The organism is Spirosoma harenae (assembly GCF_054776975.1).
On record NZ_BAAHBD010000020.1, the window covers coordinates 1 to 16907 of the forward strand.

General features: G+C 47.2%; 14 protein-coding genes. 10 read left to right on the plus strand and 4 right to left on the minus strand.

Annotation, left to right across the window (positions count from 1 at the left end; genetic code table 11):
• The 5 genes from ACYVE4_RS22185 to ACYVE4_RS22205 all read left to right on the plus strand — a co-directional run.
• A partial coding sequence (locus ACYVE4_RS22185; protein WP_461042438.1) for a T9SS type B sorting domain-containing protein occupies positions 1–2473 on the plus strand: 2473 nt, incomplete at its 5' end.
• A gap of 5 nt (positions 2474–2478) precedes the next feature.
• Positions 2479–3456 (plus strand): PorP/SprF family type IX secretion system membrane protein, encoded by a 978-nt coding sequence (locus ACYVE4_RS22190; protein ID WP_461042439.1) that lies wholly within the window; start codon positions 2479–2481, stop codon positions 3454–3456.
• 205 nt (positions 3457–3661) lie between these two features.
• Positions 3662–6040, plus strand: coding sequence for an OmpA family protein (locus tag ACYVE4_RS22195; RefSeq protein WP_461042440.1), 2379 nt, complete (start codon positions 3662–3664; stop codon positions 6038–6040).
• Between the two features lie 144 nt (positions 6041–6184).
• The gene (locus tag ACYVE4_RS22200) at positions 6185–7102 is read left to right on the plus strand and encodes a PorP/SprF family type IX secretion system membrane protein (RefSeq protein WP_461042442.1); all 918 of its coding nucleotides are present in this window, start codon (positions 6185–6187) and stop codon (positions 7100–7102) included.
• A gap of 144 nt (positions 7103–7246) precedes the next feature.
• Positions 7247–8296 carry an AAA family ATPase gene (locus tag ACYVE4_RS22205; protein ID WP_461042494.1) on the plus strand — a complete coding sequence of 350 codons (1050 nt, stop codon included), beginning with the start codon at positions 7247–7249 and terminating at the stop codon, positions 8294–8296.
• On the opposite strand, the gene ACYVE4_RS22210 is transcribed toward ACYVE4_RS22205, so the two are convergent.
• Both ACYVE4_RS22210 and accC read right to left on the minus strand, forming a co-directional pair.
• On the minus strand, positions 8293–9063 hold the full coding sequence (locus ACYVE4_RS22210) for a LamG domain-containing protein (RefSeq protein ID WP_461042444.1): 771 nt from the start codon (positions 9061–9063) through the stop codon (positions 8293–8295). The genes ACYVE4_RS22205 and ACYVE4_RS22210 overlap by 4 nt on opposite strands.
• A 116-nt stretch (positions 9064–9179) precedes the next feature.
• Positions 9180–10673 (minus strand): acetyl-CoA carboxylase biotin carboxylase subunit, encoded by a 1494-nt coding sequence (accC, locus tag ACYVE4_RS22215; RefSeq protein WP_461042445.1) that lies wholly within the window; start codon positions 10671–10673, stop codon positions 9180–9182.
• 207 nt (positions 10674–10880) lie between these two features.
• Between accC and ACYVE4_RS22220 the strand changes: the two genes are divergently transcribed.
• Both ACYVE4_RS22220 and ACYVE4_RS22225 read left to right on the plus strand, forming a co-directional pair.
• Positions 10881–12185, plus strand: coding sequence for an aminotransferase class I/II-fold pyridoxal phosphate-dependent enzyme (locus tag ACYVE4_RS22220; RefSeq protein ID WP_461042446.1), 1305 nt, complete (start codon positions 10881–10883; stop codon positions 12183–12185).
• A 143-nt stretch (positions 12186–12328) separates the two neighbouring features.
• Positions 12329–12511 (plus strand): histone H1, encoded by a 183-nt coding sequence (locus ACYVE4_RS22225; protein WP_461042447.1) that lies wholly within the window; start codon positions 12329–12331, stop codon positions 12509–12511.
• A gap of 164 nt (positions 12512–12675) precedes the next feature.
• Here the strand turns inward: ACYVE4_RS22225 and ACYVE4_RS22230 are convergent, their stop codons facing one another.
• Positions 12676–13083 (minus strand): MaoC family dehydratase, encoded by a 408-nt coding sequence (locus tag ACYVE4_RS22230; protein ID WP_461042448.1) that lies wholly within the window; start codon positions 13081–13083, stop codon positions 12676–12678.
• Between the two features lie 150 nt (positions 13084–13233).
• Here ACYVE4_RS22230 and ACYVE4_RS22235 point away from each other — a divergent pair, with 150 nt between their 5' ends.
• A complete protein-coding gene (locus tag ACYVE4_RS22235; protein ID WP_461042449.1) occupies positions 13234–14460 on the plus strand; it encodes an acyltransferase family protein in 1227 nt (408 codons plus the stop codon).
• Between the two features lie 48 nt (positions 14461–14508).
• Here the strand turns inward: ACYVE4_RS22235 and ACYVE4_RS22240 are convergent, their stop codons facing one another.
• Positions 14509–14952, minus strand: a complete 444-nt coding sequence (locus tag ACYVE4_RS22240; RefSeq protein WP_461042450.1) for a YybH family protein — start codon at positions 14950–14952, stop codon at positions 14509–14511.
• 112 nt (positions 14953–15064) lie between these two features.
• On the opposite strand from ACYVE4_RS22240, the gene fabG reads away from it, so the two are divergent.
• A complete protein-coding gene (gene fabG / locus ACYVE4_RS22245; protein WP_461042451.1) occupies positions 15065–15802 on the plus strand; it encodes a 3-oxoacyl-ACP reductase FabG in 738 nt (245 codons plus the stop codon).
• Positions 15803–16024: 222 nt separating this feature from the next.
• Complete coding sequence (locus ACYVE4_RS22250) at positions 16025–16903, plus strand: diacylglycerol/lipid kinase family protein (RefSeq protein ID WP_461042452.1); 879 nt, start codon at positions 16025–16027, stop codon at positions 16901–16903.
• Positions 16904–16907 lie beyond the last annotated feature (4 nt).

Genomic DNA, 16907 nt, shown 5'->3' on the forward strand with positions numbered 1-16907 from the left:
CAGCACGGTATCGAACGGAGCTATCTGGAAGCATATCGATAGTCTGCACGTAGGGGCTAGTGAGCAAATTGTGTTCACGGCCCGTCTGACGGTGAAAAACCAGGAGGTTGTCAATACTGCCCAGATCGTATATCTGGATAATAAAGACACCAATCTGGCTAACAACACATCGAGTGTAACCGTAAAAGATACGTCAGCTCACACAGCGAGTCGGATTGGTATTGCCAAATCGGTACTTGGTCAACCGACAGCAGAAGGAGATTCGATTGTGAAAGTTTCGTATCGATTCGTCGTAACCAACATGGGCGATGATACCCTGCGCAAAGTTCAGGTAAGTGATGATCTGGCCTACGCGTTCCGGCCAAATACCGTGACAGCCGCCAACGTAACGCTGTCGAATAGTGGTTCTACATTATACCTGAATCCGGCCTTTACCGGAAATGGTGCCAATACGAACCTACTTGATTCGACGAGCTACCTGGCACCAGGTCAGTCGCAGATGATGGTCATGAATGTGACAGTGAAACGGACTGCGGGTGATACAACCAAAGCGTTCGATAACATTGCCCAGGCTTTTGCATTCAATGGATTAGCAACGGTCTCTGATCTTTCTACCAATGGCGGAGATGTTGACCCAGATAATGATGGCGATCCGACGAACAACACGGGTGTGACCAGCTTTACACTGGGAGCAACTCAACCTCAAGGTCCAAGCATTGGCCTGGCTCTGGCAGTGGTGAAAGTTGAACAGCAACCAGATAGTTCGTATAATGTGACTTACAAAGCCACTATTAAGAACTTCGGTGATGTTGAATTGAAAGGTATAAGTCTAATTGATAGCTTGAATCAGGTGTTTGTGTCGCCAGCCTCTTACAGTGTGGTAGGCGCACCGACAACAGCCCTTGGCAGCACGCTGGTAGCGAACGCGAGCTTCGACGGCAATACACAGCCCGACATTCTGACCAACGCTAGTGTGTTGGGAGTTGGAGTTCAGGATACGGTAGTGTTCGTGGTGAATGTGAAGACCAATGGTAACAACGGTCCATTCTACTCTAGCGCTACGGTGAAAGGAACCACTCCGGATGCCAGTCAGACCGTTATGGATATTTCCAACAGTGGTCTCGATCCGGCTCCGCAAGGCTCTGTTTCGACTACGGTTCGTTTCGATCTGCCCAAAGGCCTGTTGGGTGTAGCCAAATCAGTGGGAACACCGATCAAGGTGCAGGATGGCGTATATGATGTGCCGTACACGATTACGCTGACGAACGCTGGTTCGGTACCGCTCAAGAACGTGCAATTGGAAGATAACCTCTCAGCCGCTTTCGGCAATGGTGCGCTAATTGTCAGCAACCGCATTGCAGTGGCGAGTACGGGTACGGTTAGTGTAGATTCGCTTTACTCGGGTCAGGGCATGATCACGAAAATGCTGATCGACTCAGCCAGTACGCTGGCGGTGGGTGCTAAAGCTTCGCTGTCTTTCACGGTACGGGTAGATGTGACGAGTGTAAATCCTGACTCACTGACGTTCTTCAACGTGGCTAAGGGTTCGGCCTTAACGCCAACCGATGACCTGGTAGAAGATCAGTCGACAGCAGGTACCAATGCCGATCCGGACAATGACCTTGACCCACGAAACAACAGCCAGCCTACGCCAATTGCGCTGAACAGTCTGGCCAGCAATTCGTACATTGGTCTGGCGATGGCCGTGGTCGACACAGCTCGTCAGTCGGACGGTAGCTACAACGTGACCTACCAGCTGGTGGTAAAAGCTTACGGGCCTGATCCGCTGAAAAATGTGACGATTACCGATTCGCTCTCGAAGGTGTTCAATGCCCAGACAGGAGCTCTGCTCAAAGTTGTAGGAGCACCGACGATCACGTCGACAGGTAGCGCCCTGAAAGTTAATCCGAACTTCAACGGCGTCAGTGATCCGGTGATCGTTCTGGGTGATAGCACCAGTCAGTTAGCTGCGGGTAAAGTAGATACGATCCGAATCGTGATCAACGTGTTGACCGATGGTACCACAACGACCTATCTCAACAGTGCGTACGCTCAGGCGAATTCACCAACGGGTGTGGTCAGTGATGTGTCGACGAGCGGGCTCAACCCAGATCTGAACGGCAATGGCAACCCAACGGATGCCAACGAACGTGAAGCAACTCCGTTGACGATACTGCCAGTCTACACCACGGTCTTTATTCCGGAAGGGTTCTCACCAAACGGCGATGGTATCAACGACCTGTTCGTGATCCGAGGAGCCAATGGATTGACGGTGAGTCTGGAGGTGTACAACCGCTGGGGTAATCTGGTGTACAAGAATGAGGATTACCGCAACGATTGGGATGGTAAAGCCAACACCGGCATCACCATCAGCTCTGCCGATGCGGTGGGTGTGCCCGACGGCACCTACTACTACGTGGTTACCCTCAGCGATGGCCGCAAGTTTGTTCGATACATGACCATTAACCGTTAATTCCGATGGCAAACCAGTTTGCATCTAAACTTTGGGCCGCCAGTCTTGGGCTGCTGATGCTGGGCATCGGCAGCCGCTCCGCCCAGGCTCAGCAGGACAAGATGTTTTCTCAGTACATGTTCAACATGACTGCTCTGAATCCAGCCTATGCGGGCAGCCGCGACGTGCTGAGCATGTCGGCCCTGTACCGCAACCAGTGGACCGGCGTGGAGGGAGCGCCCCAAACCGCCACCTTCACCGCCGACATGCCGCTCAGCAATGAACGGGTAGGGGTAGGGCTGCAGCTCTACGGCGACAAAGCCGGGGTGATCCAGGAAGCCGGTGGCTTTGCCTCCTACGCTTTTCGCATCAAGGTGGGTGCCAAGAGCACGCTGGCTTTGGGCCTGCAGGCCGGAGCCTCCAGCTACCAGGCTAATCTGACGGAGGTGAGAACCTCCCCCGACAATCAGGTTGATCCGGCGTTTGCCTCGAACATCTCCAAGATTCTGCCCAACTTCGGTACGGGGATCTATCTGAGCAATGACCGGGCGTACCTGGGCTTGTCGGTGCCCCGACTGATCAAGAACCGCTTGAGCGAGTACAATGTGGGGGCGTTGCGGTCGGTGCAGGCTCGTCATGCGTATCTGGCGGCCGGTTTCGTGGTGGGCTTGAGTCCGGCCATCAAAATGAAGCCCTCGATGCTGGTGAAGTATGCGGAGGGTGCACCGTTGGGCTTTGATGGGAACATCAATTTCTGGTTTGCGGACCGGATCGCGATTGGGGCCTCGATTCGTCGGAATCAGTTTTCGACCTGGTCGAGTTATACCACGGATGCGATTGTAGGGATGCTGGAGGTTCAGTTGACGGATCAATTCCGATTCGGGTATGCCTATGATCGAACGATGAACAATCTGCAGAGCGTAGCGCCAAGTTCGCACGAGATCATGATTCGGTATGAGTTTGGTTTCGGTAAAAACCGAATCCTCACCCCGCGTTACTTCTAATAAACATAATCGCATAAACGTGCAAAAGCGTGATGTCTATCCAATAGATGTCGCGCTTTTGTGCTTTCAACCATTCCCTATTTTTCTTCTTTAGATCGTCACTTCGGCGTAGAATTTGCTTATTAAAAGGTGTATTCGACTGTTTTTACAGACCGAATACACCTTTTCTTTTTCTAGTCGATTGCGTTCCAACTTTCATAAGTATATGAGGTATACCATTCCTATTCTCGTTCTTTCCTGGCTGTTCGTTAGTCCGTTGCTGGCCCAATCCTTAGTCAAACAAGCGAATCGTCAGTTCGATGATTTAGCGTATTCCAAAGCGATTGAACTGTATGAACAGGCAATGATTAAGTCAGCCTCGTTGTCAGTAGCTGAACGGCGCGATGCCAGAGCCAAACTGGGCTATAGCTATCAGCAAATGCGCGATATGGCGAATGCTGAACGAGTTTATCGAGACTTGATGAGCGAAGGAGACCTACCTGCCGAATACACAAAATGTTATCTTTTCTACGCCCAATCGCTGGCTAGTAATGGTAAATACAAAGAGTCTAGGGATGTGTACGAAAAATACGGAACGTTACAAGCGAGCGATAAGCGAAGCCCGTCGTTTTCAAAACTTTATCACGATGTCAGCGCGCTGACCAAAAATGCCGGAAGCTACAAAGTTGAGTTTTTACGGATGAATACGCGTAAAGCCGAATTTAGCCCGATGATGTATAAAGATGGCCTGGTATTTGTGTCAGCGGGCAGCGGTGGTAACGGGATCAAGCGGGTGTTCAACTGGAACGATACCCCATTTCTGGATTTGTATTACCTACCCGATCTGAAAAAAATACGGGGTTCCAAAGCGGCTAGTCTGGGGGGGAGTTCGGTATCGGTGAAACGGGAACGAACACATTTGGTCCGTCCGCTCGGGAGTGACGATTATACAGCGCCAACACCAAACGATTCTCGAACGGTAGGGTTCTATGGTGGCAACAACATCAGCTTAGGTTACGAAGATCAGCCGCTCAGCGAATCGGAACGGTTTGGGCGTTCGTTAAATACAAAATACCATGAAGGACCCGCTACTTTTTCGAAAGATGGGTCGCGCGTGATTTTCACCCGAAATAATTTCAATGAAGGTAAATATGGGAAAAGCACCGATGGGGTTAATAAATTAAAACTCTATACAGCTACTCAGACGAATGGCGTATGGAGTAAGGCCGAAGAATTACCCTTCAACAGTAATGAATATTCGACAGGCCATCCAAGCCTTTCTAAAGATGGCCAACTGCTTTATTTCGCGTCGGATCAGCCTGGTGGATTTGGCGGCACCGACATCTATGTGACGAAATGGGTTAGTGGAAAATGGAGTACGCCCGTCAATTTGGGTAAAGAAGTAAATACCAAGGGCAACGAACTCTTTCCATTTGTCGACGAAAAAGGAAACATTTATTTCTCATCCGACGGTCGACCGGGGTTAGGCGATCTGGATATTTTCTATGCGCAGCTTACTCCCGATGGTCAACAAGGGTTACTGTCGCGTAATCTGGGTGAACCAATTAATTCGTCGAAAGATGATTTTGGCATCGTAACGGATGGGGATCGGATGACGGGTTACTTTAGCAGCAACCGGAAACGGGGTGGTGCCGACGACGATTTGTACCGCTTTACTCGTGAAGGTTCGCTGTATCCTTGTCGCGAACTGACCGTCAGTATTATTGATGCCGAATCGAAAGCGCCATTGGCCAATACGTCGATATCAATGGATAATTCGGCGAATAATGCGCCAAAACAGCTTAAAACGGATGCAGATGGCCTTTTGCGGGTTTGTCTGAATGTCGATAGCGACTTTAAATTCCTGGCTAGTCGTGAGGGGTATGTAGAGAACAAAGTGGGTTTCTCCACAAAAGATTTATCGGATGATCAGCCTTCCCGGCTGGAAATTCCTCTGCTGCTATTGAAGTCGAAAGAAGTAGCTCCAGCTATGACTACTATACGCGGACGCATCACGACGCAAACCGATAAAAAGCCGATTGCTGGCGTAAAAGTTATCTTGAAAAATGGCTGTGATACGACGTCGCAACAGGCAATAACAGGAGCCGATGGTAGTTACGAATTTACCGTTAAAGTGGGTTGCGATTATTCCATCGAAGCGATGAAAGATGAAATGGGTACAACAGGTAGCCGGATTACGAAAGAAGGTATTGGCTCTGCCGACCTGACCATGTTTAAGAAAGGCGACATTATTAAAATTGATAATATTTACTACGACCGCAACAAAGCTGCCATTCGCGCCGATGCCGCCGTTGAGCTGGACAAAGTGGCCGAGCTGATGAAAAAATACCCGACGATGACCATTGAGATGCGGTCGCATACCGATAGCCGCTCTTCGGCTAAGTTCAACTATGTATTGTCGAGCAACCGGGCAAAAACGGCGGTGAAATATTTGCGGACAAAAGGTATTGCACCTAAGCGAATGGTTGCCAGAGGCTACGGCGAAAGTCAGCTGTTAAACAAATGCAAAGACGGCGTGAAATGTCCTGAAGAAGATCATCAGCAGAACCGCCGTACTGAGATTAAAATTCTGACGGTGCAATAGAATAAAGATTGCTTCTGTCGTTCTTTGAAGAGCTAAAACAGAATTGTATTACCCGTGAAACGCCAGTCATCTCGCCAATACATTCGGGGTGATTGGCGTTTTTCGGTTATCACTGGCAGCTAGCCTGCTCTTATCAACGTCTATATGCGTTTTACGTTTCCTAACCCGTTCAAATGGCTTCTGATCGTTGGATGTATTCTTGTAGCCAAGCGGTCTGCATATGCCCAGAAAGAAGTGCTGTATTCGCAGTATTTGTTAAATACATTGAGTATCAATCCCGCTTATGCCGGTAGCCGCGAGTCGTTTCATTTAACGGCGGCACTTCGTCGGAAATGGATCAGTGTTCGTTATGCGCCGGTTACCCAGAGTGTTTCGGCTGATGGTTCTATCGCCCACGGCAAGCTTGGTATTGGTTTTCAGGCGCTGAACGACCAGATGGGGCAGATTACAAATACGGGTCTATATGGCAGTGTAGCGTACCGATTTAATTTACCTGCACTGGCAAAATTGTCAATTGGCGTTCAGGGGGGAGTCAGTATTATTCCCTTCTCTTATGCTGTGACCGTATCAAGTATTAATCGGGCGATGGCCAGTTTTGGAGTCGGTGTTTATTATAAATCCGATCGTTTTTTCGGTGGACTTTCTGCTCCTGAACTGGGTGGGTCTATCACGGACTTAACAGGGCAGTACACGTTCAAAAGTGTTCGACCCATTATGTTACAGGCCGGCATGCCGTTTGAAGTGGCCGATAATACCATTCTGATTCCGTCGGTCATGCTATCCAAAATTGCGGACCGACCAATAGGTTTCGACATCAATCTTCGGGCGTGGTTTACCGAGCAAATTGGCTTAGGATTGTCGTATCGGCAGAATAGCCCCGGCTTAACTCAGACGAATTATGTACAGGCATTAGCTGAATATCAATTAAGTAAAGCCATTCGATTGTCGTATATTTTCAACTCGCAAACCCCCGAAAGTCCGCGGGCTTTGCAGTACGATCAAACGAGTGTACATGAAATTATGCTTCGATTTTCACCTAACCTGCTGTCGTTTACCTACTGAGCAATTAACTCGAACAGCCGCTGGTGAGGCAATGAAAAATTTTGGTAACTTGGTCCCTCCGAAACGTAACGAAACGTCTGCTTGAAACAGAAAGATGAGCTATTCAGGGCCGATATCTTGCGTTATCTGTCGGCCGATAGTCATATGCCTAATCAATCTATTATTCAGAATCTCTATATCCCCAGCGACCTTGATCGGGAATTTCCGCTGGCACCTCATTTTGTTCAGGCATTTGGCAGTTACCCCAATTACCTTCATTTCAACGACGATTTTAAACTATCGGCTCAGGAGCTATTGGATACGCGGGGCTTTGTCCAGATTAACCATTCGACGCGAGTTAATGATACTGGTTGGCACGTTGTTGAGCGCATTTACCAACACGACGAAGGTATTATTCTGAAAGCCGAATATGTTGGCGAGCGATTTTTCCGGATGTACGGGTATTTCCGCGACGAAACGTCGGTAAAAACACTATTAGATGGCTTTCAGGAGCATAAATACGTTCATGAGGATAATCAAACGCATATCTATCTGATTCAGAGTGGTATGGGCGGTTTACATACCGAGCGGGTTGAAATTCTACCACCTGAAATTGACCTTGAATTACATTACAACGACGATTTTCCGGCGGTTCACGAACGATTGGTAAGTTTACTGGCTCAGCCAAAGAGCAAAGGATTGATTTTGCTTCACGGCGAACCAGGAACGGGCAAAACGACCTATATAAAATACCTCAGTTCGCTGGTCAAAAAGGACATGCTTATTTTGCCGCCTTACATGACCAACTATCTGACCTCGCCCGAAATAATTCCGTTTTTACTGGATAATAAGGATTCCGTATTGATCATTGAAGATGCCGAGCGGATTCTGCAATCACGCGAAGCTGGTGGCGATACAAATAGTGTCTCGAACATCCTAAACCTTACTGACGGACTTCTGGCCGATTGTATGCACATTCAGGTCATTGCCACCTTCAACGCCAGCAAGCATCTCTTAGACAAAGCTTTGCTCCGAAAAGGCCGCCTAATGGTCGATTATGCGTTTGGAAAACTGGCCCCGGCCAAAGCCAACGCTTTACTGACTAGCCTCGGCATGGACTACCGTACCAATCAGCCCATGACCTTAGCCGACATCTTCAATCTGGACGAGCAAACCGTTTCCGGCGAACGGCAGGAGGTTCGGATGGGGTTTTAATTGACAGAATACACATTTTGAACTTCATCAGGTGTAAGAGCACGGTTGTACAAACGAACGTCACTAATCTTGCCTTCAAAGAAAACGTTGTGAACAGATGAATACAAATGAGCCCCTATGTGCAACCGCTTAGTGGGCTCACTACTTTGCCTGGTATAGGTTAGCTTTTGAACACCATTATCGAATAAACTAAACAATTTGTCTTTCTTCACCAGCGTCAAATGATGCCAGTTTGTATCAATGAGAAATTCTGTAGAATTATCGTTGTCACAATTGATACCACCCAGTAAAACAATAATTTTATTTCCCTTAGAACATTGACCGCTGCTAATGATGAGACCAAAACCATCCTTCCCAGCATGCCCATAATACATGATAATTGCATTCTGGGAAAGATTATCTGCTTTTACCCAGCATGACATTGTGACATCAGTGCCTAATGAAACACTATCAGCATAAATGATTCCATCAACACCATTGAATTGATAGGCCCCGTTTGATGCGCTATTTCGGTTTGTAGTTGGAGTTATACCTTTTGAAATAAATGAAATATTTGAAAAATCTGGGTTGCAAGAACTATTAGTTACATTGGCATGGAGGGGCAGATAAATGGATAGATCTTCAGTGGGCCCTTTTATATCACAGCTTACTTCCTTTTTGCAAGATGATAACAATATAAATACTATCAAGAGTGCTATATATTTGTTTGATTTATAAATACTGTTGTCAGTATAGTTTGTGGCAATGTAAATTTCTCTCCGCATCATTTTGCTAATGAGTATTAAATTCTGAAAGATTAGACAAGTTGCCCTAAGAGGGGATTCAATGGGTTAAAGGTGTAAAAGAAATAAAGATGATTGAGAGTTTGTTTGGAAAGAAGATCTTATCCCAGCCTATTCACCTTCCAATTACTCTTCCTACTAGTCGTTAAGGTGACCCCATTTTGCTTTGGTTTAGCGGTTTCCAGTAGCCAGGCACTCAATACAGCCGCTAATTCAATTTCGTCATTATCAGATTTTGGGATAAGTTTATCAGCTGTAAAATACTTGCCGACGAAACCTGTATCGAACTGGCCAGAACGGAAGGCGTCATGTTCCATTACAAAGCGGCAGAAAGGCAAGGTGGTTTGTACACCCGTAATCTGATACTCGTCAATAGCACGGATCATTTTCTGAATCGCTTCTACGCGGGATTCTCCGTAAGTAATGAGTTTGGCAATCATCGGATCGTAATAAATCGGAATCGCCATGCCCTGCTCGAAACCATCATCCAGCCGGACGCCGTTTCCCTGCGGACGCACGTAGGTTTCTAGTGTACCGACATCAGGCAGGAAATTGTTGGCTGGATCTTCCGCGTAAACCCGTACCTCCATCGCATGGCCTCTTATCTGTAAATCCTCCTGCCTGATCGTGAGCGGCTTGCCTTCAGCAATATAAATCATCTGCTTGACCAGATCGATGCCCGTAATCTGCTCCGTAACAGGATGCTCGACCTGAAGCCGGGTGTTCATTTCCAGGAAATAAAAATCCAGTTTATCATTCACGATAAACTCGACGGTACCAGCCCCGTAGTAGCCGCAGGCACGAGCTACATCGACGGCAGCACGACCCATCGCATCCCGAATTTCAGGCGATAAAATAGACGAAGGTGCTTCTTCAACAACTTTCTGATGCCGACGCTGGATAGAGCATTCCCGTTCAAACAGGTGAATAATATTTCCATGCTGATCGCCCAGAATCTGAATTTCAATGTGCCGGGGTGAGGTGACGTATTTTTCAATAAATACCGACCCATCGCCAAATGCCGACTGCGCTTCGCTGACAGCACGATCCATCTGTTCATCGAAATCGGCTTCATTCTCCACAATCCGCATACCTTTCCCTCCTCCGCCTGCACTCGCTTTGATCAGAATCGGGTAACCAATCTGAGTTGAAATGGCTTTGGCTTCAGCACGATCAGTAATTGCAGACGGTGTCCCCGGTACCATTGGAATATTGTAAGCCGCAACGGCTGCTTTAGCTGCCAACTTACTACCCATCACCTCAATGCTTTCGGGCGAGGGACCAATGAAAATAAATCCGGCGTCACGCACTTGCTTGGCGAAACTGGCATTTTCGGATAAAAAACCGTAGCCTGGATGGATAGCATCAACCTGAAGTTGTCGGCAAACATCGATAATTGTATCTGCACGAAGATACGATTCGGTAGATGGGGCAGGGCCAACGCATACAGCTTCGTCGGCGTAGCGTACGTGGAGTGCATTTCGATCTGCTTCAGAATAAATGGCAACCGTTTTAATCCCCATTTCTCGGGCAGTTCGCATAATTCTGAGCGCAATTTCGCCCCGATTGGCAATAAGAATTTTTTTTATAGTCATTGGGATATGATTAACGGTCATTTATCATCGTCAGGGCATTTATCATTAACAACTGCTAATGAGTAGAATGACAACGAATGGCCAATAATACAAAAGGATTATCGAATTGAATTTTACAGCTTGAGTTTGCGCTACCAAAAGTTAACCGTATTTTTGCACTTAGCTTATAAAAAAACGAGGCTTACGCCTGATAAACACCAATATAAAGTGGATTTATTTGAGAAACTGCGTAACAACTTAGGACCTATCGGTTCGCCAGCACGGGAGTTCAATGGCCACCATTATTTCGCATTTCCCAAACTGGAGGGTGAACTAGGCCCTCACATGCGCTTTCGGGGGAAAGAAGTACTGAACTGGAGTCTGAACAATTATCTGGGGTTAGCCAACCATCCTGAGATTCGGAAAGCGGATGCGGAAGCGTCGGCGCAGTGGGGCCTGGCATACCCAATGGGAGCTCGGATGATGTCGGGAAATAGCGACCTGCATGAACAGTTCGAGCAGGAACTGGCTCAATTTGTTGGGAAAGAGGATGCGTTCCTGCTTAACTATGGCTATCAGGGCGTTATGTCGGCCATCGAAGCCGTTGTCGATCACCGTGACGTCATCGTTTACGACGCTGAATGTCATGCCTGTTTGATTGATGGCATTCGTCTGCACAAAGCTAAAATGGGCGAATACTATAAATTCAACCATAACGACATCGATAGCCTGGAGAAAAACCTTCAGCGTGCGGCCAAAAAAGCAGCCGAAAAAGGAGGAAGTATTCTGGTCATTACCGAAGGCGTGTTTGGCATGTCAGGGAAAGTAGGTAGCCTGGACAAGATTGTTGCCCTCAAAGAAAAATACGAATTCCGGCTCCTTGTCGACGACGCGCATGGCTTCGGTACGATGGGTAAAACGGGCGCGGGTGTTGGCGAAATGCTCAACTGTCAGGATGGTATCGATTTGTACTTTTCGACGTTTGCCAAGTCGATGGCGGCTATCGGTGCATTCATCGCAGCTGACCACGACATTATTATGTATCTGAAGTACAACATGCGTTCACAAACCTACGCCAAGGCGCTTCCAATGCCTTATGTAGTGGGTGGACTGAAGCGACTGGATATGATCCGAAATTCGTCGGAATTCCGGGATAAACTTTGGGAAAATGTTCGTGTTCTACAAAGTGGTTTGCGTGAACGCGGCTTCGATATTGGCGATACGCAATCGCCTGTAACACCGGTGTTTTTACACAATCTGGAAGGTGGCGTTCCCGAAGTGGCAGCACTAACCAAAGATATGCGTGAGAACATGGGCGTATTCTGCTCGATTGTGGTATACCCTGTTGTGCCGAAGGGAACGATCATGCTCCGAATTATCCCAACAGCTGCTCATTCGCTGGAAGATGTAGAATATACCTTAAATGCATTTTCTTTAGTATACGAAAAGCTGAGCAAAGGGTACTATAAGCAAGGCGCACTCGAAATTGCCAACAAAACGCTTCAAGTATCGGCCGAAGCGGCTACTGAGTAAGGTTTTTTAAGGAAAATAGGATTTTTTAAGCATTTTTTTGGCTTAGCTATTGCGCTGTATGAGAGAATGATTAAATTTCCGACTAAAACCGCGTTTTTGGCGGAATTTGGGCATTTTTCTCACTTAAACCCATACAAATCGCTATGGCTCGCTTCGATGAAGTAAAGAATTTGGTTATGTCGCTGGAAGGCGATTTCGAGAAGTTTTACGAAAAAAATAACCAGGCTGCCGGTACCCGCGTTCGGAAAGGAATGCAGGATCTGAAAACGCTGGCACAAGACATTCGTTCAGAAGTTCAGAATACTAAGAACGCTGCTGAAAAGTAATGTAAGCCACGGTTGACTAACCGCCATAAAAACACCCCCGTTAGGCTAGGCTTAGCGGGGGTGTTTTTATGTGACGTTGCCGGATTTTAATGTTGTGTGGGCTATATAGTTAGCTAACACGTATTCTTACCATTATAACTCTGTCGCATTACAACGTTATGCCTTTACAACTTCTCTCGGTGCATTAATGTAGCCACTCCGCGTGTTGTAATTTTCCCAGTTTGAACATCTCGAATTTCACCCAGAATTTGTGCCGTATGTTTGGCTGAATCAACGGATTGCACTGTAAACGTTGCTTCGTAATCCGTATCAACAAACATTGGCCGGAGGAACTCCAGTGTTTGTGCCAGATAAACCGAACCGTAACCTGGAAATTCAGTGCCTAACACTTTTGTGAAAACACTGGCTCCCAGCATGCCGTGAATAATAGGACGCTTGAAGGGGGTTTGAGCCGCAAAATCAGCATCTACATGTAGCGGGTTATTGTCGCCCGTAACACCCGCAAAATCAACTACGTCGGCCTGCGAAAACCGAAACGCGTAGCGATGAACAGCATTAATTCCAAACTCCATAGAATAGTGATGAACGATAAGTGATAAACGATGAGTGCAAAAATAGTTTATCGCAATTCATTAATCATCACCGCACGGGCAACCCCGTTATCTTCATCACTCATCACTTATATCACTTGTCGTTCATCATGCTTACCTTCGTGAGTAATTATGCTGACGAAACTGTTTTCGCCCGATATCACATTGACTAAGCGCGTATTTGGCTTGGATGTTATGCGGGCCATTGCCATCCTGATTGTCGTTGATGCTCATGCGACAATTGCGCTTAAGGAATATTATAACGGAATTTTTCTCCATCATCTTCTGCCCGACGGTGTTGAATTGTTTTTCGTACTGAGTGGCTTTCTGATTGGTGGAATCCTGATTCGGTCGTACGAAAAAAAAGGCCGTTTCGATCGTCAGCTCTTACTTAATTTCTGGACCCGTCGATGGTTTCGTACGTTACCTAATTATTACCTTGTTCTGCTTGGATTGATTTTGTTTGCCTTAGTTCGGGCGTGGCGAAGTGGCTTGCATCATACCTTGCCTGAGCGACAGATTCTGAGTAAATATTTTGTTTTCTTACAGAATTTTGCGAGTCCAGTCCCGCCGTTTTTTCCCGAAACCTGGAGTTTGGCTATTGAAGAGTGGTCGTACATTTCGTTGCCGCTCATACTTTGGTTGATGCATGGTTTGTTTGCAAATCGATGGTCGCGGCAACGGATTGTGTTAGCGACAATTTTGATGGTCATTGTCGGAACCAACGTTTATCGACTGATTATCGCCAGTTATACCCCACTTGATGAAGGTGAACTGGAGTATCGAGGTATGGTGATGACTCGGCTGGATGCGATTTCTTATGGTGTACTGGCTGCCTACGCTAAACACTATTTTCCGGCTATCTGGACTAATGAGTCCCTCCGCCGACGTCTACTAATTATTGGCCTGATCATCACAGCCTTAGCATCTTTTTCGTCGTCCGTGCTTGTGATTGGCTACTATTACAAAGCCGGAATTACGCTGGGCTACACATTCTTTAAGCGCACCTTATACTTTCCCTTAATCGGATTAAGCATGGCACTGCTAGTACCCTACATGGATGGTTGGCGGACGGCTACGGGTGCTTGGGCGAAGTTTGGTATTGCTCGGGCGATCACGCACATTAGTCTCATTTCGTATTCGATGTACCTGCTGAATCTGACGCCCATTATGATCAACGTGATAGAGCGAATCCCAACTACTTCTTTTGTGGTTGGCTGGTCGAAAGTGGCACTTTTCTGGATTTTAGTAATAGTACTCTCAACGCTCTTATATAAATTCTTCGAGAAACCCGTCACCGAACTCCGCGAACGCCTTTCCGTCAAGGAGCCAACGCAGCTTACGGAGCATAGGGCATAGGTTTTCTACTGTCCTATCTTTTACCCGCTGCCCTTACCCCTCTGCTCTTCAGCTTGTATGATCGCTGATGATGACCCAGCGGTTTTTAACCTTGTGCCAGAGAAGAGTAAAATAACCGTCGGCATCACCAATTTTGGGTCGGGTGAGATGAAATCGACCGATGACATAAGCGACAGTAGGCGTTGGGAAATTCATGTTCAATATATCGAACTTAAGTGTACCCATTGCAGCCCGGCTTGGGTAGCGTTTTTTATAATTCTCAAGCGTTGCCTGATAGCCGTATGTTATCCCAGCTTTGCCTATAAACGTAAGCGAGTCAGAATTCCAGTAAGCCTTCATAAACTTATCAACCTGCCCCGCATTCCAGTCGTCAGTCTGTCGTTTCAATACCTGCAGAATTGCTCTACGGTCAGTTGCGGTCCCGATCGATTGAGCGTGGCCTGGTAATGCTGAAAGCAAACTAAGTAGCAGGCAAATAAAAAGTAGTTTCATGATTAGATCGTTTTTACTACAATACGTTACAGGATAAAGTCCGTCAGTCGATAAACGGCGAGGTTTGTTATTCGTTTCGCAATGATAACACAGTAATCTTGATTGATAAGTTATGCGATTACAAGATAGAGTTGCCATTATTACCGGGGCTGCCCGAGGAATTGGCCAGAAAGCCGCCGAAGTATTTTGCCAGGAAGGTGCTACCGTTGTGATCTGGGATGTTCTTGACGAGGGCGAAACCACCGCACAGATGCTGAGAAATCAAGGCTTCCGGTGCGACTTCAAACACGTAAGTACAACCGATGTGTCGGCTATTGAAGCGGCCGCTCGTGAAGTATTTGAAACTTACGGTCGGATTGATATTCTCATCAACAACGCTGGCATTACCCGTGACAAAACCTTGCTGAAAATGTCGTTTGAAGAATGGCAACAGGTGATCGACGTAAACCTGACGGGCGTATTCAACTGCACGAAGATTATTGCTCCTTACATGGTAGATCAGAAATACGGCCGGATTATTTGTACCTCGTCAATCAACGGCGTGCATGGAGCCTTTGGGCAAACGAATTATGCAGCTGCCAAAGCGGGCATTATTGGTATGGTTCGATCGTGGGCGAAGGAGTTAGGGCCAAAAGGCGTTACGGCCAATGCCGTTGCGCCTGGATTTATCCAGACCGCCATGACCGATGCGATGCCAGAAGATGTTCGTAATCATGCCATTGCTACCATTCCAGTCCGACGAATCGGCAAACCTGAAGACATTGCACATGCTTACCTTTTTCTAGCGTCTGAAGAGGCTTCCTTCGTCAATGGGCACGTATTGGCGGTGAATGGTGGGCAAGCGATTTAATTAGTTTGACGTTTGGGGTTCGAACCCCAAACGTCAAACTACCTATCTTTGTAGCATGAATAAGATTCGGAAATTTTATAACGAGTATAAACCGTATATTTTCTCTGACGGCTGGTACTATGTATTTATCGTTGTTTTCATTCTCTTCTTATTTATTTTCTTCTCCTGAACTTGTTCTCAACAAGAGAGTTGAAATCGTAACACGTAAATCATACGTCTATCGTGGCTACTCGTTCGGCCGTTCTGGCCATTATCAATCCGAATTCCGGTACGACAACTACCGAGCAGAAAAAACTCCTATTAGATGCGTTTACCCGTCGGGCCAAAGCGCTCGATTTCGAACCAGAAACCATCTTAACGACACACCCTGGTCATGCTACTGAATTGGCCGCTGATGCCGTAAAACGAGGAGTAAATCGTATGCTGGTGATTGGAGGTGATGGCACAATTAACGAAGCGGCTCAGGCGCTTCGTCGGTCGTCTACATCGCTGGGCATTGTGCCAATTGGATCGGGCAACGGACTGGCGCGACATTTGGGCGTTCCACTTAATCCCCTGAAAGCCATCGAGCGAGCCTTGGCGGGGCGCCCGGTTGTAATTGATAGTGGCGAAATCAACGAACATCCTTTTTTCTGTACCGCAGGCATGGGTTTCGAAGCGTATGTGGCGCATGAGTTTGCGAAATCACCCGTGCGTGGCCTGCCAACCTACGTCCGGACTGCCTTCCGGTCCTTCTGGACGTATAAACCGCAACGCTTTCAGATTGATGGACAAGAGAAGGAGTTGTTTTCAATGACGTTTGCTAATGCAGGCCAGTTCGGCAATAACGCCTGGATGGCTCCCACCGCCAATATTGCCGATGGTCGACTGGAACGGTGTGAAATCAGCCCATTTCCAGCTCAGGCTGTTGGTATGATTACCTGGCAATTATTTAATAAAACCCTGAATCAATCGAAGTACTGGCGCGGCCATTCCATCACGAAAGCAACCGTAGAAGCTGACGGTCCATTGCTAATTCATGCTGATGGCGAACCGCTGGAGATACCCACAGGCCAGGCCGAAATCCGCATATTGCCGGGAAGTTTGCTAATAGTGTTGTAGAAAT

What these genes read in the sequence shown, in the direction of transcription:
- ACYVE4_RS22190 (WP_461042439.1), top strand. Translation starts at nt 2,479, where the DNA reads ATGGCAAACCAGTTTGCATCTAAACTTTGGGCCGCCAGTCTTGGGCTG.
- ACYVE4_RS22195 (WP_461042440.1), top strand. Translation starts at nt 3,662, where the DNA reads ATGAGGTATACCATTCCTATTCTCGTTCTTTCCTGGCTGTTCGTTAGT.
- ACYVE4_RS22200 (WP_461042442.1), top strand. Translation starts at nt 6,185, where the DNA reads ATGCGTTTTACGTTTCCTAACCCGTTCAAATGGCTTCTGATCGTTGGA.
- ACYVE4_RS22205 (WP_461042494.1), top strand. Translation starts at nt 7,247, where the DNA reads ATGCCTAATCAATCTATTATTCAGAATCTCTATATCCCCAGCGACCTT.
- ACYVE4_RS22210 (WP_461042444.1), bottom strand. Translation starts at nt 9,063, where the DNA reads ATGATGCGGAGAGAAATTTACATTGCCACAAACTATACTGACAACAGT.
- accC (WP_461042445.1), bottom strand. Translation starts at nt 10,673, where the DNA reads ATGACTATAAAAAAAATTCTTATTGCCAATCGGGGCGAAATTGCGCTC.
- ACYVE4_RS22225 (WP_461042447.1), top strand. Translation starts at nt 12,329, where the DNA reads ATGGCTCGCTTCGATGAAGTAAAGAATTTGGTTATGTCGCTGGAAGGC.
- ACYVE4_RS22230 (WP_461042448.1), bottom strand. Translation starts at nt 13,083, where the DNA reads ATGGAGTTTGGAATTAATGCTGTTCATCGCTACGCGTTTCGGTTTTCG.
- ACYVE4_RS22235 (WP_461042449.1), top strand. Translation starts at nt 13,234, where the DNA reads ATGCTGACGAAACTGTTTTCGCCCGATATCACATTGACTAAGCGCGTA.
- ACYVE4_RS22240 (WP_461042450.1), bottom strand. Translation starts at nt 14,952, where the DNA reads ATGAAACTACTTTTTATTTGCCTGCTACTTAGTTTGCTTTCAGCATTA.
- fabG (WP_461042451.1), top strand. Translation starts at nt 15,065, where the DNA reads ATGCGATTACAAGATAGAGTTGCCATTATTACCGGGGCTGCCCGAGGA.